Here is a 24993-nt window from a genome sequence, read left to right on the forward strand (position 1 = left end):
ATTATGTAAAAATATTATTAACCATATAAAGTTACTTGTTGTACAATAAAAAGTGAACAATATAGAAGTATCTAAGGTGTATAAAAAATGCCGCCTTGAGCTAAATAGCTAGTAAATAATCTATGTTACAAAATACACACTACAAAATAAGGAAGATTTTATCAGTCCCTTGTTTACTCAAAATTGTGACTTTCGATAAATAACTGTACTTGTTTTTAAAAAAATCAAGGTTAACTTAGAAGTCCTCCGCATGTCTTCATAGGTTACTTTGAAAATCCATTCTACTATTATAAAAATAACCTTCAAAAACAATTCCAATAAAATGACACAATAAATAATGCTTACAAACAGATAAACATCAATAATAACGACGTATGATGTATATCATAGTATAATTAAATATTAAATATTTAACAGTCACCATAAGGCCATAATTTTTTTCTGAACTTAAACATCTAGAAGATTAAATGAAGTATTTTCTTAAATAAGTTGCTAAAGAAATCACTGTATGATTAAAAGAATCAGTATATCACTAAAGAAACTGCAGGTACAATTTTATTGGATGACCGACTTAAAGGGGGGCGAATAAAAAACATATATTAATAAGTACATCATGTAGCGTAGTTGAGCATTGAAGGGGGATTCACTTAACAACTACGAAACGAAAATATGTGTACTTTTGGGATGGATAAAAATCTGTTTTATTATATAATAAGCGATATCTATTTGATAATAATGAGAGTAAAGGTGATTGATATGTGGTCAAATCAAACATTAGTTAAAATTATTGAATCATGGGGATTAACAGATAATCCTATGAATACTACAGAAGAGATTTTGGAGTGGACTAGAAAAAGAAATACAGAGGTTAAAGTAAAAATAAATAAAATACCCTTTGAGGACTCTGGATATTGGTATTATGATGAAAATGAAAAAGGCATAATTAACAGAGATAAAACTTTTTTTCAAATTAAAGGTCTTATAAAAAGAAGTGACGATACAGAGGTAGCACAACCAATTATAATTCAAAATGAAATTGGATATCTTGGCATTATAGCAAAGGAAATTGATGGTATACTCTATTTCTTAATGCAAGCAAAAATCGAACCTGGAAATGTAAACAAGATTCAGATCTCTCCAACCATACAAGCAACAAAAAGTAACTTTATGAGGGCCCATGGGGGGAAAGCACCTGCATATTTGGAATACTTTTCATTTAAAAAAAGCTATGAAATAATTGTGGACCAGATTCAGTCAGAACATTCCTCCTTCTTCTTTGGGAAAAGAAACAGAAATATTATCATTATAGTAGATGAAGATATTGAGGTTTTAGACTCCCATAAGTGGATGACGCTAGGACAGATAAAAGAACTGATGTATTATGACAATCTTGTAAATATGGATACAAGAACGGTTTTGTCATGTATTCCCTTTGCTTTACGGAATTACACTTCAGATGAATTAAGTAAATTAGAGTCTTTGTTTAATCAAAAAGCTTTCTATAACTCCATGTTTTCAGGTGATTGTGGTAGTAGTATTAACAACATTTTTAGATATATCAATGAGTTTAAGATGCATGATAGAAGTAAAGTTAGCATTGTTGATTTGTATGCTCTTCCTGGATGGCAAATGGTAAATAATGAGTTTGTAAATCTCAGTAGCGACTTTAAAATAATATATTGTGATATCGAGATTGCCGGCAGAGAGGTTAATCAATGGAAGCAACCTTTATTTGAAACAATTGGACAATCGTTATTTGGTTTAATTTATTGCATAGAAAATGGCTCCATGAAGTTTCTAATACAGACAGTTTCAGAAGTAGGTTGTTTCGACAAGGTGGAAATAGGTCCTAGTGTGCAATTAAGACCAAATGATCGAAGAGACAAAGATGCAGTTACAGAATTATTTAGTGAAAAAATGGAAACTGGTGAAGGGGTATTATTTTCAGGGTTATTTTCAGAGGAAGGCGGACGCTTTTATCATGCTGAAAACAGGAATATCTTGATAAAGATAGATAAGGATGAGCTTCCAATACTGCCCCAAGGCTATTTCTGGGCAGATTTTCATACCCTTAATATATTGGTTCAGTTCAATAATTGTCTAAATATTCAGTTAAGAAACTTATTGTCAATTTTAAAATTGTAGGTATTTGCTAAAGATTTAACTGTACTTTACAATAAGCTAGGAGTGGGTATAAATGAAAGCTGCTATAGTAACGGGTGCAAGTGGTTTTATTGGCGCTAACATGTGTAAATCATTATTAGAAAAAGGAATAAAGGTATATGGTATTGTAAGGAATAAAGGGTCAGTTAGTCATATTAATCATCCCTTATATCAAGCGGTGGAAGCTGACTTTTCTACATATAATAGTCTTCCAGAACTAATTAAAGATGAGATCGATGTGTTCTATCATATTGCTTGGGGGGGCACCTATGGGTCTAGCTTAGGAGATTACGAGCAACAAATTAATAATATTAAATATACCTGTGATGCTTTGACCGCTGCCCATAAAATTGGTTGCAAAAAATTCATCATCGCAGGGACAATTAATGAATTTGAGGCACTACAATTACTTAATGCTGAAGAAAATAAGCCTAGACTTGCATGTATTTATGGTGTTGCAAAATTGTCCTGTGATTTTATGTGTAAGGTAATCGCTACTAATTTGGGCATAGACTTTAATACAGCTATTATAGGGAGTTGTTTTGGTCCTGGTGATACGTCAAGAAGAATACATAATGTATTTATCTCTAATATGCTGAAGGGAAGTCGTCCTAAACTTGTTGAAGCTGACGTCCTTTATGATTGGATATATGTTGGCGATGTGGCTGATATGCTCTACACAATCGGAGTGAAAGGCGTTAATATGAAGAACTATTATCTAGGTCACAATAAACTAAAGAAGTTAAAGGATATACTTATAGAGGTAAGAGATATTCTTAATCCTAGTCTAGAACTTGTATTTGGCGAACTAAAGGATACCACTAAAGTAGACTACTCCCTTGTTGATATTAATGCGATTTATGAGGATACAGGATATGTTTGCAACAGTGACTTTAAAGAATGCATCTTGAAAACTGCAGAGTGGGTAAAAGAGCAAAAGATATAAAAGAACACTTAGGGGAGGACTAGAGCCTAATCCCTATATCGACCTTTAAGGAGGATTTTAATGATGAATGTACATATTATTTATGCAACTATGACTAAACATACAAAAAAGTTAGCAGATTATCTTGCCGACTCATTGAAGATAACAGCTCAGGATGTAGAGGATAAACCTAATTTAGTTAATACAGATGTTCTTTTTGTGGGATCAGGTATCTATGGAGGGAAAATATCCCCTAATTTAGAAAACTATATAAAAAGTATAAAGGTAGGAGATGTGAAGAAAGCAGTCATTTTTCTAAATTCATGTGGTGGAAAAGATGAATCTAAAGAACTTAGAGGATTATTGGAAGAAAAGAAGATTAAAGTCTACGACAAGACATTTATTTGTAAGGGTAAATGGTTGCTATTTAATCGGAAGCATCCTAACGAAGAAGATTGCATGGATTTGGTAGATTTTTCTAAAAAAGCGTTATCAGAGATTTAGTAATCATTCTAAAATTAAGAGCTAAGAAAGTTCAGCAAGAATAACAGTATACAATGAAATCAATTAAAAAAGATAAATCAAAAAAGATTAATCAAATAAAAAAGATAAATTAAATAAAAAGGATAAATCAAATAAAAAAATATAAGTTGAAAGGAATTGTCTAGCATGCTTCAACACGAATCAATATTTGAAGTAAGAGGATATGAATTAGATTCATTTGGACATTTAAATAATTCAGTATATCTCAATTATTTGGAAGAAGCAAGATGGGAATTTTGCAGGGAATATATCCTTGTAAATAATGGCGGAAAGTATGAATTTAAAAATGACTTATTTCTTGTTGTCATTGAGACAAATATAAAATATATACGTGAATTAGTTTTGTTTGATAAAGTAATGATAAAATCTAAGTACACTTGTGAAGGTGATACGATTATAGGTGATTATGTCTTAATTAATGTTGCTACAAATAAGAAGGTAGCAACTTCAACTAGCAAGCTAATTTTTGTTAATAAAGATAGGATAATACATAGCATACCAGATGAGTTAAAGGATCTATTAAAAGGCTAGACCAGTTAAAGCTTAATTAGTTTGTTCTAGATAAGTTAAGTTTATTAAGAACCAGGGGGGAATAGAAATGAGAAAAGTTGTAATTACTGGAATGGGTATGATTACAGCATTAGGAAGTAATGTAGAGAGTACATGGGAAAATATGATGCAGGGGAAGTCTGGGGTAAAGAAGATTACATCTTTTGATCCAAGCCTTTTAGAAACTCAATTTGCTGCAGCTGCTAATGATGATTTTGAAGAAAAGGCAGCAAAAATTATTCCAAAGAGACAAAGAAAACAGATGACTAGGGCCACGAGAATGCTTGTAGTAGCCGCTGATGAAGCGATTCAACAAAGTGAAATTAATTTTGATGAATTTGATCGAACAAAGATAGGTACGTTATTAGGGGTTATTTCCGCTGGTTATGATGAATTTGAGAAGGAGCAGTCAGGCTCCCACATGATTGTAAGATCAATGGTGAATGCCCCCAGTGCCTGGGTGTCTATGAAATATGGTTTAGAGGGAGCGGCATTTAGTTTGTCAACAGCCTGTGCTTCTTCTGCATACGCAATTAGCCTTGGGAAAAGCCTTATTCAAGCTGGGGTATTGGATGTTGCTATAGTTGGTGGGATAGACTCTCATATTAATCCAGAGTACATCAGTGGATTTAACCAAATACTTGCAATGTCTACAAGAAATGATTCGCCAGAAACTGCTTCGAGGCCATTTAGTAAAACAAGGGATGGTTTTGTTATGGGTGAGGGAGCTGGAGTAATGGTACTGGAATCGGAAGAGAGTGCAATGAGACGAAGTGCTACTATATTTGCTGAAGTAGCAGGTTCTGCCCTTACTAGTGAAGCAAGTGATATCACTGCTCCCAAAAAAGATGGAGAAGGTATGGCTAAGACAATGAAGCTTGCATTGAATAATGCTAAGGTTGAAATAGATGAAGTGGAATATATTAACGCCCATGGGACATCTACTAATTTGAATGATTTATGTGAGACATTGGCTATAAAAGAGTGTTTTGGAAATAAGGCAAAAGAAATTGCCATAACTTCAAGTAAATCTATGATAGGGCATACTTTGGGAGCCGCAGGGGTTATAGAAGGAATTTCTACTGTTTTGACGATTTATCATGGTATAATTCCACCGACTATCAATTATTTTGAAGCAGATGAAATGTTGGATTTAGATTATGTTCCTAATGTCTCTAGAAAACAAAATGTAACAGTAGCACTATCTAACTCCTTTGGTTTTGGTGGACATAATGCTACTGTAGTTTATAGAAAAGCAGTAAAGTAGGGGTTGATGATATGAATGAGAACACACTTCAGTTTGAAATGGTAAAGTTAAAAATGGAAGATCAAATTGCAATAATGACATTGTGTAATGGAAAACAAAATAAAATAATAAATGCAGAGTTTTTAGAATTAGAAGTATTTAAGAATTGGCTGCAAGAAATGAAACCAATTGGATTAATTATTTGTGGGGAAGGAAGGCATTTTTCTGCAGGTGCTGATCTAGAAGAAATTGAAAAGTATAAAAATACGCCCGAACCCCTAAAAGAAAGGTTAAATAAAGGAAAAATAATCTTAGATTTTATAGAAAGGCTTCCTATTGTAACAGTAGCAGCAATCAGTGGTATGTGCTGTGGAGGAGGCTTGGAAATTGCATTGAGTTGTCAATTTAGGGTATCAACTAGCAATTCAATTTTTTCCTTTCCAGAAGGTACAATTGGCTTGTTACCTGGCTTAGGTGGAACAATACGTCTACCTAAGTTGATTGGAAAAAGTAAAGCAATAAAAATGATCATGTCGGGTGAGAACTATATTGCATCAGAAGCGCTGGAAATGGGGTTAGTTGATTTAGTTGTCGATAAAAATAAACATTTAATTGAAGCAAAAAAATTCATTGAGAACCTATCTTCAAAGAAAAGTTATTTTCAAATTAATAGTATCATTTCTTCCATTAATAATAATTCAATCGAACATGAGACCGAAATGTTTATTGAACACATTAAATTAAAAGATTTCAAGGCGATTTAATTTAATGGAACTAAATTACATAAAGGAGAAAGTTTTATGCAGAAATCAAAGATTGAGCCAGTCAATTTAGATGTAGGAGTTGACTACGATTCAAATGAAATATCATGTGAAGACGTCTATGAACATGTAAGAGACATTAATAAATTTAAAAAATGGTTTAATTGCTTTCCCTTAATATGGCTTACGTCTAAAGATGATACATTAAAGAAGGGAACAGTAATGATCATGCATGGAGGTTTTCCACCAATCGGTTTTGTTTTTTCTGTAACCATTACTGAATTATCTCAGCATCATTGTAAAGCTGAGGTAAAGGAAATAAATGGTAAATTTTACGGAGAAACATCCATCTATGTAGAAAGAATTGGAAATATTACTCGTTTACAGAAAGACTTCTGGGTTTGTGCAGACACGCAAAAAGACTTAGATGCCTATGCAATAGGAGCAAAGAAATTTCATGGAAAATATGTGAGATGGAGAGCTGGTCTTTTAAGAAAGATAATTTTAAAAGAAAAAAATAAGTTTTAACATTATCTAGGTATATGAAAATATTAGTCTTAACTTGTATAATTACCCCTCATAGAAAAAGAAATTTTAAAAAGAAGTAAATATATAAATATTGTGGACCTTACCTAAAAGCGAGAGTTTTGTATTTACTATATTGACATAGATTATCTTTCAGTGAATATAATATTATCCGTAATAAAAAAACAGAAATGGTTGTAGAAAATTTGGAGGTGAAAAGAAAGTGAGTATTTTACTAAAGTATATATTAAGGTTTATTAAGGGAAGTATGGGAAGAACCTTCTTACTTGTCTTAGCCATAGCAATTTCTGGAGCAATGGTTTATTCTATGTTATCGGTTAATACTAATTTAGAGAGTGTATACAGGGATAAACTTACTAACTTGAAAGGGAATGCAGATATTGAGATAGTCGTTAATGATAACACCGATATAAAAAGTATAGATCCTCAATACATAACTCATATAAAAGACGATATCCTATATGCTCAAAATATTGTTAATGTCACTGGAATATATGAGTATGATAACAATAGGCGTAAGTTATTTAATTTGACCGGAATCAGCCTTGAAGATTATATGGAAGGTTATAATACAATTTTTTTAGAAAAAGGATCTTTTGAAAAGTTTGAAGGTAATTCTATCATTATTAGTAAAGTTGTTGCAGAGAAGTATTCTTTACAATTAAATGATAAAATGACGATTTATGTTGGACCAAACAAAGAGGTATTAACAGTGGCTGCTATCGTTGCACCGACTGGACTATTTTTAGATGAATCTGTACAATTACAAGCTATCCTACCATATGATACGTTAAATGAATGGATGTATTTAGATGGTAATCCCAATAAAGTATATATCCAACTAAAGAACAGTGAAGAGCGTAATCAAATTATAGAGAAGCTAAAGGAGTTTTATCCAAATTATCTTATAAGAGAAGCCATTAATTTAGAAGAAGTAGAGGATAAAATTTATGAGGTGTCCATTCCTTTGATTTTTTCTTCCTTGATGGGAAGTTTGATGTGCTTCTTCATTATCTATTCATCTTTTAGAGTCGTTTTATTAGAACAACTACCCCATATTGGAACCTTTAGAAGTGTGGGTGCCGATAAAAGAAAAATTAAATTAATTATGTTTTTAGAGAGTATATTTTATGGTGTATTTGGTGGAACATTAGGCGGTATTTTAGGGGTTGGAATTTCATACGTTATTACGAGCCTTTCGATACCAGAAGAATTAAAGGGAATAACAGAGGTGGGAATTAATGTTAATATGATCTATTTTATTATCTGTCTTTTCTTTTCAATACTCATTAGTATGTTGGGTACTTTAGTTCCAATATACCAAATATCAAAAATTTCCGTAAAAAATATCGTGTTAAATTTAATTGATACAGAAGAAAAAACAAATTTTAAAGGAAGTATCATTTATATACCAATGTTAGTGTTTGCTTTTTTAGCACCCTACATAACAACGAAAAAATTATTAGGTGTGGGGGCCGTGGCAGGAATCGTATTAGGCCTTATAGCCCTTATCAAATTACTTCCTATATTCTTAAATATTATTGCAAGAATCATGCAACATCCATTAAAACTGATCTTTGGGAATAGTGGATATATTGCCAGTGCCAATGTTTCTTCTAACAGTACTTTTGCCAATAGTTCAAAACTACTAGTGATAGGAATTAGTATTATTTTAATGATGAATGTGATCTCTAAAGGCATGACAGATATTTTGGTTAATAACGTGATAGATATAGAAAACTATGACTTAAGTGTAGGTGCTCCTGAAATAGAAGGTTCAAAGATTAAACTTATTAATGACTTAGACAGTGTTCAGGAGACTTATCTGATGTATAGTTTAGAAAATGTTGAGATACCAGAGATGGACTCGGTTATTAGTCTAGTAGACGGTGTTTCAGATGAGAATTATTTAAACTTTAGAAATATAGAAATAGATGATTTAGGATTAATGAAAGAATTACAAGAGGGTAAGAATATAATTTTAACAAATGTATTAGAGAAGAGACATGGATTAGAAATCGGAGATCATATTACATTATCTTTTGATAATAATGATGTTGAATATAAGATTATTGGTTTTGCTGATAGTTACATGACTGCGGGTAGCTTTGGATTGGTCTCAATCAAATCATTACAAGAAGATACTAATAAAAAAATACATAATAGTATACTGATTAAAACAACCGCTGAGGTAAGCGTAGAATCAGTTGCCGATCATATGGCAGTATTGTTTGAAAATGATTTTGCAGTTGTTCAGGTTGTAGATGATTTTATTGATTTCTTTAGAAATACCATGAATCAAATAACTTTCATGATAAAGGCCCTTTCTGTCTTAGGTATAATTATCGGGTTAGTTGGGATTATCAATAATCAGTTATTGACCTATATAAAACGAAAAAGAACTACTGCTATCTTTAGGTCAGTTGGAATGTCGAGAATACAATTAATCAAAATGTTATTTGCAGAATCTATCACTGTAGGTATAGTTGGTGGTAGTGGAGGTGTGATAGGAGGATATTTATTTATAAGTATTGTACCAATGTTTTTTGAAATGGGAAATTTAGCTGTACCATTAGAATTGGGGTTGAAGGAAAGTTTACTTTACACCATTTCTGCAATTCTAGTAACTGTATGTTCAAATATTCTAATTGCGATTAAAACATATAAATTTGATATTGTTGCAGCAATTAAAACAGAATAAAAAACACTTAAAATTGGAGTGATATGAGTATGGAGAAAATCATTGAAGTATCAGGCATTTATCGAAATTTCCAGAGTGGGATGCAATCAGTTAATGTTCTAAAAGATATTAATTTTACAGTAAATAAAGGAGACTTTGTATCCATTATGGGGCCATCTGGTTCTGGTAAGAGTACTTTGCTTTATATAATTGGAGGCTTAGATCAGCCAACATCTGGCGAAATTAAATTAAATGGCAAAAGGAATATTGCAAACTTAAATGATAAAGAAGCCAGTATAGTAAGGAGAAGGGACATTGGATTTGTGTTTCAGTTTTATAATTTAATACCTGATTTAAATGTTGAAGAAAATGTACTATTGCCAGTACTGCTTGATGGAAAAAAGAAAAAAGACCATGAGGAATACTTGGGAGAAATTCTTAATGAAGTAGGGCTGTATGATAGGAAGAAATTTAGACCAAAAGAATTATCAGGAGGCCAACAGCAACGTGTAGCCATTGCAAGAGCTTTAATTAACAATCCTGAAATTATCCTTGCTGATGAACCGATTGGTAACCTAGATTCAAAAGTTGGTATGGATATCATGAATTTATTCCGTAGTTTAAATTTAAATAAGGGAAAAACGATTATCCAAGTAACTCATTCTAGAGAATCGAGTCTTTATGGGAATAGAATAATACATTTAAAAGATGGTGAGATTGAAGAACAAGAAAATTTAAAGAAAGAGGTTACCAACTATGAAAATAAAACTCCTATTAATGTGTGATGGTATTGCCTTATCCCATATCGTGCGATTAATGGTTTTAGTATCATATTTGGATAGAGAGAAATATGAAATAGTTGTAGCTGCTAGTCCTGAGTATAAGCATATAGCAGTTGGAAAAGCAGATCAGATTATAGAATTAGATACTTTATCAGTAAAAGAATTTGAAGAAAGAGAGAATACAGTTACTGGTAATATATACGATAAAGATGTTTTGAAAATGTATATCGAATCTGATCTAAAGATTATCTCCGAAGTAAAGCCAGATATTATCATCGGAGATTTAAGGGTATCCCTAGGCATTACTGCAAAAATATCTAAAATACCCTATATTAATATACAAAATGCCCATTGGAGTACATTTTCAATGGTGGATTTTCCAATGCCAGATTTTAATCTCTTAAAATTATTCTTATGTATTATATCAGGAATGACCCCTACTAAAGCACAAAAAAACTTTGTAAAGGCTTATAACGAATATCGTATTCAATATGGTATGGAAAAGATCAATACTTTTCAAGAGTTTTTTACATCGGGAGATTTAAATTTATATGCAGATATACCATTATTGTCTCCTACAAGAGCGTTAACAGATGGACATGCATTCATTGGACCCATAATTGACTTTATTGATAATCCATTACCAAGTTGGTGGGATGAAATTAAAGACGATAAGAAAATTGTATATTGCACTATTGGCTCAACGGGAAGTATCGATAAAACAAGAAAAATTATAAAAGCATTAGAAAAACTTGATGTTACGGTTATTGTTGCCACTGCTGGTAAAATTGATCCTAGTGAATTTCCTGAGCATTTCTATGTTAGCAAATACGTACCAGCACTTAAAGTAATAGAAAAAGCAGATTTAGTTATCTTTAATGGGGGAGCAACTTTGTATCAAGCCCTGTCTAAAGGTAAACCGGTTTTATCTTTACCAAATATGGTGGATCAATTTATGTTTTCTAGCCAAATAGAGAAATTAAAAATAGGAAAAGTATTAAGATATAACAAGATGAACAGTTCTAACCTAGTCAAAGTAATAAGGGAACTACTTTCAGACAGTACATATAAAGAAAATGCAGGTAAAGTTATGAATGAGATTAAGCAATACAATGTGAAGGAACGATTTGTGAGTATATTTGAAGCCTACATTGATGATTTAATGGCAAATAAATCAAGTTAGGTTTTGGTAAAAAAGACAACATTTAAAATTTGTGGGAATTAATTAGAAATAAATAGGTAGTAACCTATTTAAATAAAAAAAGCAAAGGAGATAAAAAGATATGAAAACAATTAACCAAGAAGTAAAAGAAGAGATTAAGGAATTAGTATATCAGTTTTTTGCTGATGAATGTGAAGTGGAAGTAGATGAAATTAATGATGAGACTCTGATCATTGACGAATTAGATGGAGATTCATTAATGTTTCTTGAGTTGGTAGAAACCCTTAAGAAAAAATATAGTTTATCAATTCAGTTGCAAACCTTAGGGAAATATCTTCTTAAATATCCAGCAAAAACAATTAAAGAAGTAGTAGAAACAAGCTATTTAATTTATGAAAAAGAGGATGAGCTTGCTGCATCCTAGTATTCTTCAGTATTGAGGTGAATAGCTGTGATAGAGGTTGTAGAAGAAATTAAATATTTTTCCCTTAAGTCTTATATGGATTTTTTAAAGATAGAAAAAGAAGTGAGCAATGATTTAAATGATTTAAGAGCTATTGCATTTATACTGTCAGAAAAATTTATTGAGGAGAACATTTCTAAACAACACAAGTATAAGATCCTAAACTGGTTATGTAGTTTAGATGTTATATCAATTGCTGTTATTAACTGTAATATCAGTGAAAAGAGTATTGAATACTTGTTGAGTTTTGATTTATGCCTAGAAACCACTAAATCCTCTATTACTCTTAATGGGCTAAGCAATGCTGATTATTTTACAGACGAGCATATTAAACTTTTGATAGGTCAGTCAACTAATTTTCCATTAATAAATGGAAGCATTGACTCCGAAAACATAGCGTCTAGTGTTTGTCAGTTTGTAGCTCCTATCTTAGAGGGAAAGACAAGTGAGTATATCGGTTTTTTAAAAAAATACTTTAATCTTTATAAGCAGACTAAAGACATCAACAGATCTATACTACAGTGGGAAGAAACAATATCCTTTTGTGAGTTATCAATAAAAAAGTATGAGAACGGGTGAAGAATAAATTATGAAGGTGGAATTTGATACAGTTTATTATCTTGAAGAAGGCGAAATTGCCTATATTTACATCAATATGCCACCAGCAAATAAGATGATTCCAAAGTTTTTAGATGAGATTGTTACAGTCATTGATGATCATGCAGTTCATACTAAAATGAAGGGAATTATTGTTACAGGAGAGGGGCGGCATTTCAGTTCTGGTGCAGATGTAGATTTATTAATAAAGAATATCTATGAAAATACTACTCTGGAGAATGAAAACAGACTGGTTCCCCCCCAACGGAATATTGATGTTAAAAATGCTTTTGACGGTTTATATAAAAGTAAGATACCCGTAATTTCTGCAATTAATGGATTTTGTATAGGTTCAGGATTCGAGTTTGCTTTGCAGACCCATATAAGAATTGCAGAGAAAGGAGCAAGAGTCGGGTTACCCGAAACGACTTTCGGTTTAATGCCTGGCCTTAATGGGACTCTGAGGTGTATCGAAGAAATAGGTTATAAAAAAGCATTCGAGTTTATTTTAAAAGGAGAACTAATACCAGCTGATCTTGCTAAAGAACTTAATTTAGTTGATATTGTTGTAAACAAAAAAGAAGCAGTGGGATTAGCTAGAGACTTTATAAAATTTGTAGGTGACTACTCACAAAACTACAATATTCAGAATGCTCAAAATATTTTTAAAAAATTTCTTGATTTAAAGAAAGAGACCTGTTGAAAGGAGGGAATCGTTCATTGAAATACTATGTAAAAATGGATAGTGTAGCGTCATATTTACCAGGCGAGCCTATAAAATTTCAGGACATAAATGATTATTTAGGTAATTTTGAATTAACGCCTAAACTTGATAAGTGGGTACATAGGATACAACCAATGATGGAGGAAATGCTTTCTTTTAAGTATTGCTACTATGCATTTGATAATAAAACGAGAACATTTGTTGATGACAACTTGAGTATGTCGGTAAAGGCAGCCAAAAAAGCTTTAGAAAAAGCTCAGAAAGATGCAAAGGAGATAGACCTATTAATCTATGGAGGAGCTTTATCTAATCAAATTCCACCAATATCGACAAGGATACAGGAAGAATTAGGAATTGACCTGTGTGGCGAGTTACATATTCATGCTAATTGTACTTCTGTTTATAAAGCAATAAAAATGGCCCATATGCTTTTACAGACAGGAGAATATAAAAATGCATTGGTGATATCCTCCAATGTTGCAAGCTCAAGTTTTATTAGAGAGTTTTATAATGAAAAAGTTCTAACGAAAGATGATATCTTCTTAAGATGGTACTTATGTGATGGTGCAGGAGCAATGGTATTTTCGGCGCAGGAAGAAAAGACAAGCGGTTTTTATCTAGAAGACACTTATATGGAGTCTGCTGGAGGAAACAAAAAATCAGCAATGTGCAACGAAGTACCTTATCATTGGAGTAATCCTCTTGATGACTTCGAAAAGGGTGCCCACCATGTTCGCCAAATATATTTAAATGATATGAAAGAGCATGCTGTTGAGGAAAATGGTAAGACAATCTTTTATAATGCTTTAAATAGAATGCTTAAAGAAAAAAATGTTAATTTAGAGGGATTGAAGAATTTTGTTGTAAATATGCCTTCGAAGTTTGTTCGCCAAATCATTATTGATGAGTGTACAGACCTTGGAATACCATTAGAGACCTTCTACAGTGCTATAGAAGATGTAGGCTACGCTGGTCCTCCAGCTGCAATTATATCCATCGATAATTTGCTTCAAAGCAAGGAATTTGAGAATAACGATTTAATTATGAGTTTTGTAATGGAAGTAAGTAAGTTTATGCAGGCGGGTTTTACCCTTAGATATACTAAGTAGATCTAACAGCAGCAGTAAAATAAAATGCCAGCGCCAGTGGGCGCTGGCTAAGAAAAAGGCCAACAACAGAGAGGTGAAATAATGAAAATACTATTGGTTAATCCTGTAATTCCCCATGCTTTTCGCCTGTTAGACTTTGCTGATGAAAAGGCTAAAAGGTCAATCGGAAGAAGAGTTATGGTGGGGCCGCCCCTTGCCTTAAACGAATTGGCAGGAATGGTCCCTGAAGAAGAGATCATTATTCTAGATCAAAAAACAGAGTTAGATAATAACCCGCAATATGATTACTTAGAGGCATATAAAGAAGAATTAGAAGTATTTAAACCAGATATTGTTTGTATTACTTGCATCACTGCACAGTACAATGCTACGTTGAAAATTTTAGAAGTTACAAAAAAATATAATCCAGAAATACTTACAATGGTAGGTGGAATTCATCCCACTCTTTGTAAAGAAAGTTTTATTGGTACAGATGCAGATATTTTAACAATAGGGTTAGGTAAAAACAGTTTTAGAATGATTGTTGAAGTTTATAAGGCACAGGGATATTATGGAGATTATTCTAAAATACCTGGACTAGCATTAAATAAAGATAATCGTTTAATAATTACAAGAAGTCTTTGTAGTTTAAGTTATTCAGAGATTAAAGAAAATTATTTGTTCGACAAGGTTATGCCTAACAGGGTCCTTACGGATAAGTACAATTATACAATTAAGCATGTCAATCAAAAAATCCATTATTTGAGTACTTCTTCAGGATGTACCCATAAGTGTAACTTTTGCAGTATTTGGCAAACAACTAATGGACTATACTTTCATAAGGATGTAGAAACAATCATCGATGAATTAAAAACAATGGATCAATACCATATTATTAGATTTTGTGATGCTAATACTTTTGGTGATATTAAAAAAGCAAGATTACTCTTTAATCGTATTATAGAAGAAGGATTAGACTTCCATGATTATATGGCAGACGTAAGAACAGATACTGTTTTGAAGCATCCCGATTTAATTGAATTGGCTGTTAAAGCGGGTTTGAAAATCGTTATTTGTGGGTTAGAAGCAACAAGTGATGAAGAACTGAAAGCTTATAATAAGGACAACACAGTTGAGAATATTACCAAAGGATTACGTGTTCTTAATGACTTAGGGGTTTATGTAAATGGTAATTACATTGTAAAACCAGAGTATGTTGAAAAAGATTTTGAGCGCTTAGCAAAATTTGTAGAAGATAATCCTATTTATCATTCTGGTTTTACCGTTTTAACACCTTTTCCTGGCACGCCATTATGGGAAGAGGTTAAGGACCAGATTACAATTAAGAATTTTGATTACTATAATCTGACAAACGCTGTGGTAAAGACAACTTTACCTGAAAAAGACTTTTATTTAAATGTTGCTGAACTGTATAAGACTAGTTTGAAAACAACAGATAAGTACTTAAAAATATATGGAAACGAATTATTAACAGAATAGGTTGTGGAGCTTATGAAAATTGGAATTATTGGAAAAGGAAGAATGGGAATCGATATGTTCTTATATCTTCTCAATTATAACTGTGAGTTAGTTTTGATATGTAGAAAAGAAGATGATGTAAAAGTAATCAATGCAGATGTTGAAAAAATATTATTGAAAAAGAAAAAGCGTGGCTTGTTATCGGAAGAGGATTACAAGATCCATCGACAATTATTTACTGTGTCAACAAAATACGAAGAACTAAGGAACTGTAATCTTGTAATTGAGACTGTAATAGAGGACTTAGCTGTAAAGCAGGAATTAATAGCTAAAGTTGAAGAGATTGTATCTGATGAATGCATTATTTCCTCCAATACATCTTCTTTAAATTTAGAATTAGTATTTAAGAATTGTCGACTTAAACATAGATGTATGGGGTTACACTTCTTTTATCCTATTAAATGTACAAGCTTTGTTGAAATTAGCTTAACAAAAGATACCGACCGAGCCTATGTAAATCAGGTAGTAGACCTAATGAAAAATGTGGATAAAGAATCATTAGTGGTACAAGATGAGGGTTGTCTAGTAATGACTAAAATCATTAACACCATTGTTTCTTATTCATATCTAATTTATCAAGAGGGCTATTTGAGTATTAAACAGTTGGATTCATTAATTAAGAATGAGGTAATGATGTTTGGTCCATTTGAAATTGTTGATTCAACAGGTTTATATATCATTTTAGCATGTCTTAAAAACTTTGACTTAAAGTCAAGACGATACGATAATTTGTATGAAAACTTTTATTCTAAGTTATTGAAGGTTTACGAAAAAGGATATATTGGAGGAGCTACCGGAAAGGGATTAGTTTTTTTTGAATCAGAAGAGGCTCAAGATAGAAATAATTTAAATAATTTAAGTGAGAGTGAACTTGATATTTATCAAGCAAAATGTGTGAAAAGACTTCAGTCTATGCTATTAAATGAAGTGGCATATTTGTTAAATAGTAAAATCGTTAAAGATATAAAATTACCATTAGTTATACAGGAAATCCTTGGGTTAAGAAAGAGCTTAGTGGAAATGTACAACGATATGGGTAAAGGTACCATCGAAAAAACCTTGGCTGATGACTTTATTACTTACAATATGGAACTATTCAAAAAAGAAGATTTTAGTATTTTTGAAGACCTCATTAATAATTAGTGATTAATGAGCATTGAGTATTGAGTATTCAGTATTGATGTAACATGACTTTATTTTCACCCTGCAGGAGTAAACGACCAGTAAACGGATGAAAATGAGTTTACGAATGTTGACTGTTTTACATATGAACTTAGAGGTCTATACATAAAGGAATGGATTTAATAAGGACAGCGTATAAACGAAAGGAGAGAATAAATAATGAAAGGAATAATTTTAGCGGGGGGTAGTGGTACTCGCCTTTACCCAATCACTAAATCTATATCGAAGCAAATATTACCATTATATGATAAGCCAATGATCTATTATCCTCTATCAACACTGATGTTATCAGGAATTCGTGAAGTTCTAATCATATCAACACCCCATGACTTACCCCTATTTAAAAGAATGTTTGGATCAGGCGAACAAATAGGCATGAGTTTTTCTTATGCAGTTCAAGAAGCACCAAATGGTTTAGCAGAAGCATTTATTATTGGTGAAGAGTTTATAGGGGATGACAAAGTTGCCCTTGTTTTAGGTGATAATGTCTTCTATGGCAAAGGCTTTAGTGGCATGTTAGAGGAATGTGCAGAATTAGACGAAGGAGCGATCATTTTTGGATACTATGTTAAAAACCCAAGGGCATATGGGGTTGTTGAGTTTGATGATGAAGATAATGCCCTTTCGATAGAAGAAAAACCACAAAATCCAAAATCAAATTACGCTGTTCCAGGGCTATATTTTTATGATAACGATGTTGTTGAAATTGCTAAAAATGTAAAACCATCAAATAGAGGCGAACTAGAAATAACGGCAGTAAATAATGAGTATTTAAGAAGAAAGAAATTAAAGGTCAAATTATTTGGTAGGGGAATGGCATGGTTAGATACAGGAAACCATGAAGACCTATTGGCTGCAAGTAATTTTGTTGAAACCATTCAAAAAAGGCAAGGTTTATATGTATCCTGCATTGAAGAAATCGCTTATCGAAAAGGATTTATTAACAAAGATACATTAATTCAATTGGCACAGCCACTTATTAATATTGATTATGGTAAATACTTACTTGAAATTGCGGAGGGTCTATAATGATTAGTTATGGTAATTTTACTTTTATAAAAACAGAAATTAGCGGAGTGGTAATTGTAGAGCCTAAAATATATGGGGACAGTCGTGGTTACTTTATGGAAAGCTACACTAAGGAAGATTTTAAACTTGGTGGCATAGATGTAGAGTTTGTGCAAGATAACCAATCTAAGTCTAAAAAAGGTGTGTTGAGAGGATTACATTTTCAAACCCAGAACCAGCAGGGTAAGCTTGTTCGAGTTTTATCGGGGGAGGTTTATGATGTAGCAGTAGATATTAGAAAAGGTTCTAGTACATATGGTAAGTGGGTTGGTACATATTTAAGTTCTGAGAATAATAAACAGTTTTACATGCCACCAGGATTTGCCCATGGCTATTTAGTCTTAAGCGATGAAGCTATATTTGGATATAAATGTACTGACTATTATAATGCAAAAGCTGAAGGGGGCATTATGTGGAATGATCCTGATATTGGAATTGAATGGCCCCTAGAAAGAATTTCAGAAATGATCTTATCAGAGAAAGACAAAAATCTGCCATATTTAAAAGACTTAAAATAATATTTTAAAGGGGAATCGCATATGACAACTATTTTAGTAACTGGTGGAGCGGGGTTTATCGGTAGTAACTTAGTAAAGTATATGTTAAATGAATACAAAGACTATAAAATAATAAACTTGGATCTCTTAACTTATGCAGGAAACCTTGAAAATTTAAGTGATCTAGAGGATACAGAAAATTATAAGTTTATTAAAGGTGATATTACAGATAGGGAACTTATGACAAGGTTATTTAGTGAAAATCAAATAGATCAAGTAATCCATTTAGCAGCTGAATCACATGTTGATAGAAGTATAACAGATCCTGAAATATTTATTAAAACAAATGTTTTAGGCACACAAGTACTACTAGATTGTGCTAAATCAGCATGGACAACAGGTAAGGATGAATGGGGATATCCAACATTTATAGAAGGTGCCAAGTTTCTTTTTGTTTCTACAGATGAAGTTTACGGTGAATTAGGGAAGGAAGGATTATTTACTGAAGTTACTCCAATTGCCCCTAATAGCCCTTATGCAACTTCTAAAGCAAGTGCAGATTTGTTGGTTCGAGCCTATAATAAAACCTATAAAATGCCTGTCAATATAACAAGGTGCTCTAATAATTATGGTCCTTATCAATTTCCCGAAAAGTTAATACCACTAATGATATCTAATGCCATTGATCATAAGACATTACCTGTATATGGGGATGGTATGCAAATCCGTGACTGGCTACATGTTAAGGATCATTGTAGTGCTATTTGCACAGTACTTCGAGCGGGTAAAGATGGAGAGGTATATAATATTGGCGGCAATAATGAAAAAGCCAACATAGATGTTGTAAAATTAATCCTTTCAGCTCTTGGAAAGTCTGAAAACTTAATTACCTATGTAACTGATCGCTTAGGTCATGATAGAAGATATGCCATTGATAACACTAAAATTACAAATGAGCTTGGATGGAAGCCTAGTTGTACTTTTGAAGAGGGGATTACTGAAACGATAGAATGGTATATAAACAATGCTAACTGGTTAAAGAAAGTACGCTCAGGCGAATATATGAACTACTACACAAGAATGTATGGTAGTAGAGAGGTACTAAATGGATGAAATTCCTTGTAAGAAAGGGAAAGGCTCAGTTGGATTATGAAATAAGACGATCTAGATTGGGGTGAAAACTTTGAATAATAATGAAATTTTAGAGGCGATTCTTCAGCAATGTATTGTAAAAGATGAAAAAATGTTTCTAACTTGTGAGATAGCTTTTAAAATTGCTAAAGAGATGGATGTAAGTATCTCAAATATAGGGCTATTATGCAATGAAAATAACATTAGAATTAAGAATTGCCAAGTTGGATGTTTTTAGATTTACCTAATATCCTAATTTGAAGACAATTATCTAATCGTAAGGGGTTGTAAAAAATGATACCTAAAAAAATTCATATACCTCAAATGTTGATGATAGGATCTACAGGACGAAATAGCGGCAAAACCACCCTTGCCATGGAAATTGTAAAACAGTGGCAAGATAAAATTTCTGTGATTGGTCTAAAGGTTGTAACAATTGAAGAACGGGATGGAAAATGCCCTAGAGGTGGGGCGGGATGTGGTATCTGTTTAGCCTTGAAAGGAAACTTTGAGCTACAAGAAGAAACCAACCCAAACAATAATAAAGATACATCATTATTATTGTCTTCTGGTGCAGAAAAGGTATACTTGCTAAAAACATTGAAAGAACATATGAACAATGCAATTAAATCTTTTATGGAGTTAATTAATGAAGATGCAATGATAATTTGTGAATCCAACAGCCTTCGTAAAACAGTAGATCCTGGATGTTTTCTAATGATTGACAATAACAAGAAGAGCCCTATAAAAAGGTCAGCTGCTGAGGTAAGGGATATGGCAGATATGATTATTGATGATGATATTAAAAGTAATCTTAATAATATTATGAAGAAAATAATAGTTACTAATACTGAAACGGGCCTTACTATATCTTTAAAATAATAATTTATAGTTACTGGATAGAAACCCATATGAGCAATAATATTTAAAGGAGAAGCTTATGAAAAAGAAAGTTTTGTTTTTTGGAGAGGGAATAGCACTGTCACATATTGTAAGACCATTATATTTAGCCAGATGTCTTGATAAGGAAAAGTATGAGATATCATTTGCTTGTAGTGAGGCTTTTAAGGGTTTTGTAGAAGGAAAGGTGGATCATTATTATGAAATCCCAAGTATGTCACCTGGAGAGTTTGAAAAACGCTTAGAAAGTCCAAAAAAAATCTATGATAATAAAATATTATCCCAATATATTGACTCGGAATTACAATTACTATCTGAGGTAAAGCCAGATGTAGTTATTGGTGATATGAGGGCTACGTTAGCTATTTCTGCTAGGCAGGCCAATATTCCATATATCAATATATCTAATGCATATTGGAGCCCATTTTCTACTCAAGAAAGACAAATGCCCGAGATCCCTGCTTTAGAATGGATGAATTTTAAGTTTCGAATGAAGTTTATGAAGCTGGTTTTTCCGTTGGTAGTTAAAGGATACATTCAGGATTATAACAAAAATAGGGTTAAGATAGGATTACCACCTGTTAAATCTATGCAGGAGATGCATTGTGATGGTGATTGGAATTTATATGTGGATACGCCCACCCTTGCACCGACCTATAATTTACCTAAATCACACCAATATATTGGGCCAATAACAGAGTTTATTGATAATGAACTTCCAGATTGGTGGCACGATGTAAAGAATGACAAGCCTATTATATATTTTACCGTAGGTTCTACAGGAAATGTAGCAATCTTAAAGCCAATATTAGAGGTACTAAAAAAGCTTCCAGTGACAGTTCTTATGTCAACGGCAGGCAGGGATCTTGGTACTTTACCTAGCAATTTTTATGTTAGCAAATACCTACCAGCCCTACTTGTGATTGAAAAATCTGACTTAGTAATATGTAATGGCACTGGAGGGTTATATCAAGCGCTTTCAAAGGGGAAACCGGTACTTGCTTTCACAAAGAACATGGATCAATTTTTAGCAATGGATATGGTTGAAAAAAATGGAGCTGGAAAGCTAATTAGACCTTGCTTTGCAACGGAAGACTACATTTTACAGAATATTGAAGCCATGTTACAGGAATCTTCTTGGAAAAAAAATGCCCAAAAAATTCAATCACAAATAGAAAAATACAATCCTAAGACACTTTTTATTGATGTCATTGATCACGTAGTTAACCATTAGTGAATGAAAAAATAGTCGAGGAATTGATATCAAAACTTTATACCGATCTAAAGAGGAAGGGAGAGTACATATGGCGATTCAGTTATTTGTTCCTAGTTTTGATGTAGAAAGTTGTTTGTCTGAAATTAAGGAATGCTTAGAAACAGGATGGACAGGACTAGGGTTTAAAACAGTACAATTTGAGGAAGCGTGGAAAAGCTATACAGGGCTTAATAATGCACATTTTTTAAATTCTGCAACATCTGGTTTAAATATTGCCTTTGATATTTTTAAAGAAAAATATGGTTGGCAGGATGATGATGAGGTTATAACAACACCGTTAACTTTTGTCTCTTCAAATCATGCAATTCTATTGGCTGGACTTAAACCAATATTTGCTGATGTAGATGATACATTATGTTTGGACCCAGTTGAAGTAGAAAAAAAGATAACCGAAAAAACAAGAGCAGTTCTATTTGTTGGGATGGGGGGAAACGCTGGACATTATAACAAAATAGTAGAACTCTGTAAAAAGAATAACCTTAAGTTAGTTTTAGATGCTGCCCATATGGCTGGTACACGAGTTGATGGAGAAATACCAGGTAAAGAAGCTGATGTTGTCGTATACTCATTTCAAGCCGTTAAGAATCTACCAACGGCAGACAGTGGCATGATCTGTTTTAAACTAAATGAATTAGATGAAATAGTTCGCAAAAAAACTTGGCTGGGCATAAATAAAGATACATATTCTAGAACAAATACAAAAGGAAATTATAAGTGGAAGTATGATGTCGAATACGTTGGACAAAAGTATCACGGTAATTCCATAATGGCAGCAATTGGTCTAGCGCAATTAAAACAATTGGATAGGGATAACGCATATAGAAGACAAATTGCAAAATGGTATAGGGACGGTTTTGCCCCTTATAAAGATAAAATCGGGTTAGTCAATATTCCTAGTGAATGTGAGTCTTCTTCACATTTATTCCAGATTATAGTAGAAGATCGGGATTCTCTGATGAATGCTCTTAATGAGGAGAATATTTACCCGGGAGTACATTATGTAGATAACACCCAATATAGGATGTATGAATATGCCAAAGATACTTGTTCGAAAGCAACTTATATAAGTGACCATATCATATCATTGCCGATTCATATGAAACTGACCTATGAAGATGTTCAAATTGTAATATCTGCCGTAATAACCCATATAACTAAAGGTGATATGGTGATAAAAAAATAGAAAGTTAACTGTCTAAAAGATAACTTTGAAAGAAAAGGAAAGGTATGTACTTATGAAAAAAATAATATTTATGAGTTTCCCTGATGAGGGGCATATGAATCCGTCAATAGAACTATGTAGGCAGTTAGGTGCCAAAGGTGTGAAAATTGTCTACTATGCTCTTAAACAAGACTTTCATAAATTTGAAGGAATCGAAAACATAGAGCTAAAAAGTTATCCAGATGAATTTCTACCTGTGATCAATTACTTTGCTACTCAAGTTGATAAATTAGTAAGAAATCTGATCAAAGCGATACATATGTTGTATTACTGCAATCGTGAGTTGATAGATTTTACGATGAAGGAAATTGAAAAAGAAAAACCAGATTTAGTGATTAATGATATATTTGCAATATGGGGAAAAGCAGCAGCTAGGTATCATAAAGTACCAATAGCTATATTTAGTTCAGCCTTTTTAATGGATCCAAAAGGAAGTGGAGATCCAGGAATGTTAAAAACGATTTTCACCAGTATTCCTACTTTAGTACAAGCACTCAAATTAAGAAAAGAAGTGATGAAAAAGTATAATGTAAAATGCGATTCTCCCATGCAGATACCATCAGATCAAGGGGAATATACAATTGTTACTACTTCAAAAAAACTTCAACCAGGTAGTGAAAACTTTGGTAGCAATGTTAAATTTATTGGATTCAGTAAAGAAGCAAAACCTTCAGATGCCCAAAGAGATACTATTTTTGTAAGTTTAGGCTCCATTAGTAAAAGCAAGACTTTCTGGAACAAGTGTTTAGAGGCAACTAAAGATTTAGGTTATAAGGTAGTATTTGTCTTAGGTCTAAATGCTGAAGAGAACATTAATAAAGAACTTCTAAGTGATAATGTAACAATACATACCAAAGTATCTTTAGCCGATTATGAGAATTATATTCAAAGATCAGCCCTATTCATTAACCATGGGGGGTTAAATAGTATTACTTTGTCCATTTTTTATAAGACTCCAATATTGGTTTGTCCTATTTCTATGGAACAATATGAGAATGGAAAAGCCATTGACAATAGTAATTGTGGAAAAACCTTTAAGAATCAGAAGATGTCAGTATCTAAATTAAGAAAAGCCATTCAGAGTATTCTAGAAGATAAAACGATTCCTTTAAGTATTGATGAATGTAGTAAAGAATTACAAAATTCTATTGGCTTTGCAAATGTTGCAGATGATATTATTGAGACTTTTAACTTGAAAGATAGAATAATTAATTATGATTAGTGACGTTAATAGCGGGATTAATAAAGTAATTGAATCAAGTTGCATTGTCTCAAATAATCTTGTGAAGGTATGGGTTATGAAACTAGATTACTTTATACCATTTAGGGAATTGCTTATTTCATTTCTAGCTGCCGATGAACGGGAAAAGTATAAAAATTTTAATCGTGAGTTAAGTAAAAATTTGTATCTATTAAGAAAGGCTATAACACGCAAAGTAATCAGTGACTATCTAAATTTACCACCTAATGATTTACAAATACGATATGATCATAAGAATAAGCCATATATTTATGGGAAACAAATCAATTATAATATTTCCCATTCTTCAAGTTATTTAATGATAGGGATTTCAAAAGATAAACAAATTGGCGTGGACATACAAAAAATAGATGATAGGAAGAAAGAAATACCGATATCAATTTTTTCAAAGCAGGAACTAGAGAAGTATGATTCAAGTCAATGCTCTGGAAAAAGGGAGTTCTTTTGGAAAACATGGGCATTAAAGGAAGCCATAACAAAGGCTACAGGAGATGGAATGACAACAAATTTTTGTGACATAGATGCTTCTACGCTTGATGTAAACCAAGAAGAGACAGTAGAACTACAATATTCAAATAAAGTTTATATAAGTGCAATAGTCTTTGTAAAAATAGAAAATGATTATGTATATTCATATGTTTTGTTGAATGGATAAAATGAGGGGTAAGTAGGGAGTTTTAAATAAAAA

At 32.3% G+C, this 24993-nt stretch carries 25 protein-coding genes; all 25 read left to right on the forward strand.

The window, feature by feature from the left end; translation table 11 throughout:
• The first annotated feature begins 756 nt into the window (after positions 1–756).
• The 25 genes from T335_RS0104950 to T335_RS0105070 all read left to right on the forward strand — a co-directional run bounded on the left by T335_RS0104950 (position 757) and on the right by T335_RS0105070 (position 24960).
• On the forward strand, positions 757–2145 hold the full coding sequence (locus T335_RS0104950; RefSeq protein WP_034327826.1) for an NDP-hexose 2,3-dehydratase family protein: 1389 nt from the start codon (positions 757–759) through the stop codon (positions 2143–2145).
• 52 nt (positions 2146–2197) lie between these two features.
• Positions 2198–3109: an NAD-dependent epimerase/dehydratase family protein gene (locus T335_RS0104955; protein ID WP_026476553.1), complete on the forward strand. Its 912-nt coding sequence runs from the start codon at positions 2198–2200 to the stop codon at positions 3107–3109.
• Between the two features lie 60 nt (positions 3110–3169).
• On the forward strand, positions 3170–3592 hold the full coding sequence (locus T335_RS0104960) for a flavodoxin domain-containing protein (RefSeq protein WP_026476554.1): 423 nt from the start codon (positions 3170–3172) through the stop codon (positions 3590–3592).
• A gap of 165 nt (positions 3593–3757) precedes the next feature.
• Entirely contained in the window at positions 3758–4162 is a 405-nt protein-coding gene (locus T335_RS0104965) for an acyl-CoA thioesterase (RefSeq protein ID WP_026476555.1), read from the forward strand.
• 67 nt (positions 4163–4229) lie between these two features.
• Positions 4230–5447, forward strand: a complete 1218-nt coding sequence (locus T335_RS0104970; RefSeq protein WP_026476556.1) for a beta-ketoacyl-[acyl-carrier-protein] synthase family protein — start codon at positions 4230–4232, stop codon at positions 5445–5447.
• An 11-nt stretch (positions 5448–5458) separates the two neighbouring features.
• Positions 5459–6190 carry an enoyl-CoA hydratase/isomerase family protein gene (locus T335_RS0104975; protein WP_026476557.1) on the forward strand — a complete coding sequence of 244 codons (732 nt, stop codon included), beginning with the start codon at positions 5459–5461 and terminating at the stop codon, positions 6188–6190.
• A 36-nt stretch (positions 6191–6226) separates the two neighbouring features.
• Positions 6227–6715: a hypothetical protein gene (locus T335_RS0104980; RefSeq protein WP_026476558.1), complete on the forward strand. Its 489-nt coding sequence runs from the start codon at positions 6227–6229 to the stop codon at positions 6713–6715.
• 220 nt (positions 6716–6935) lie between these two features.
• Positions 6936–9434 (forward strand): FtsX-like permease family protein, encoded by a 2499-nt coding sequence (locus tag T335_RS0104985; RefSeq protein WP_026476559.1) that lies wholly within the window; start codon positions 6936–6938, stop codon positions 9432–9434.
• Positions 9435–9463: 29 nt separating this feature from the next.
• Positions 9464–10198, forward strand: coding sequence for an ABC transporter ATP-binding protein (locus T335_RS19900; RefSeq protein ID WP_051569145.1), 735 nt, complete (start codon positions 9464–9466; stop codon positions 10196–10198).
• On the forward strand, positions 10170–11378 hold the full coding sequence (locus T335_RS0104995) for a nucleotide disphospho-sugar-binding domain-containing protein (RefSeq protein ID WP_026476560.1): 1209 nt from the start codon (positions 10170–10172) through the stop codon (positions 11376–11378). Before T335_RS19900 ends, T335_RS0104995 begins: the two co-directional genes overlap by 29 nt.
• Positions 11379–11478: 100 nt before the next feature.
• Positions 11479–11781: an acyl carrier protein gene (locus T335_RS0105000; protein WP_026476561.1), complete on the forward strand. Its 303-nt coding sequence runs from the start codon at positions 11479–11481 to the stop codon at positions 11779–11781.
• 27 nt (positions 11782–11808) lie between these two features.
• The gene (locus T335_RS0105005) at positions 11809–12399 is read left to right on the forward strand and encodes a hypothetical protein (protein WP_026476562.1); all 591 of its coding nucleotides are present in this window, start codon (positions 11809–11811) and stop codon (positions 12397–12399) included.
• A gap of 10 nt (positions 12400–12409) precedes the next feature.
• A complete protein-coding gene (locus T335_RS19905; RefSeq protein ID WP_051569146.1) occupies positions 12410–13120 on the forward strand; it encodes an enoyl-CoA hydratase/isomerase family protein in 711 nt (236 codons plus the stop codon).
• A gap of 17 nt (positions 13121–13137) precedes the next feature.
• On the forward strand, positions 13138–14250 hold the full coding sequence (locus T335_RS0105015) for a 3-oxoacyl-ACP synthase III family protein (RefSeq protein ID WP_242837249.1): 1113 nt from the start codon (positions 13138–13140) through the stop codon (positions 14248–14250).
• A gap of 81 nt (positions 14251–14331) precedes the next feature.
• Positions 14332–15729 carry a B12-binding domain-containing radical SAM protein gene (locus tag T335_RS0105020; protein WP_026476564.1) on the forward strand — a complete coding sequence of 466 codons (1398 nt, stop codon included), beginning with the start codon at positions 14332–14334 and terminating at the stop codon, positions 15727–15729.
• Between the two features lie 12 nt (positions 15730–15741).
• Positions 15742–16911, forward strand: a complete 1170-nt coding sequence (locus tag T335_RS0105025; protein ID WP_026476565.1) for a 3-hydroxyacyl-CoA dehydrogenase family protein — start codon at positions 15742–15744, stop codon at positions 16909–16911.
• Between the two features lie 198 nt (positions 16912–17109).
• The gene (rfbA, locus tag T335_RS0105030) at positions 17110–17979 is read left to right on the forward strand and encodes a glucose-1-phosphate thymidylyltransferase RfbA (RefSeq protein WP_026476566.1); all 870 of its coding nucleotides are present in this window, start codon (positions 17110–17112) and stop codon (positions 17977–17979) included.
• On the forward strand, positions 17979–18536 hold the full coding sequence (gene rfbC, locus T335_RS0105035) for a dTDP-4-dehydrorhamnose 3,5-epimerase (RefSeq protein WP_026476567.1): 558 nt from the start codon (positions 17979–17981) through the stop codon (positions 18534–18536). The genes rfbA and rfbC overlap by 1 nt, the downstream gene beginning before the upstream one ends.
• Positions 18537–18557: 21 nt before the next feature.
• On the forward strand, positions 18558–19628 hold the full coding sequence (gene rfbB / locus T335_RS0105040; protein WP_026476568.1) for a dTDP-glucose 4,6-dehydratase: 1071 nt from the start codon (positions 18558–18560) through the stop codon (positions 19626–19628).
• Between the two features lie 70 nt (positions 19629–19698).
• Positions 19699–19884, forward strand: coding sequence for a hypothetical protein (locus T335_RS0105045; protein WP_026476569.1), 186 nt, complete (start codon positions 19699–19701; stop codon positions 19882–19884).
• A 56-nt stretch (positions 19885–19940) separates the two neighbouring features.
• Positions 19941–20528, forward strand: a complete 588-nt coding sequence (locus T335_RS19910) for a hypothetical protein (protein WP_034327766.1) — start codon at positions 19941–19943, stop codon at positions 20526–20528.
• Positions 20529–20586: 58 nt separating this feature from the next.
• Entirely contained in the window at positions 20587–21780 is a 1194-nt protein-coding gene (locus tag T335_RS0105055) for a glycosyltransferase (protein WP_026476570.1), read from the forward strand.
• A gap of 70 nt (positions 21781–21850) precedes the next feature.
• Positions 21851–23005 (forward strand): DegT/DnrJ/EryC1/StrS family aminotransferase, encoded by a 1155-nt coding sequence (locus T335_RS0105060; RefSeq protein ID WP_026476571.1) that lies wholly within the window; start codon positions 21851–21853, stop codon positions 23003–23005.
• 94 nt (positions 23006–23099) lie between these two features.
• Entirely contained in the window at positions 23100–24266 is a 1167-nt protein-coding gene (locus tag T335_RS0105065; RefSeq protein ID WP_051569147.1) for a glycosyltransferase, read from the forward strand.
• Between the two features lie 76 nt (positions 24267–24342).
• Entirely contained in the window at positions 24343–24960 is a 618-nt protein-coding gene (locus tag T335_RS0105070; RefSeq protein WP_169735929.1) for a 4'-phosphopantetheinyl transferase family protein, read from the forward strand.
• The last annotated feature ends 33 nt before the right edge of the window (positions 24961–24993 follow it).

The organism is Alkaliphilus transvaalensis ATCC 700919 (genome assembly GCF_000621485.1).
Classification (GTDB): domain Bacteria; phylum Bacillota; class Clostridia; order Peptostreptococcales; family Natronincolaceae; genus Alkaliphilus; species Alkaliphilus transvaalensis.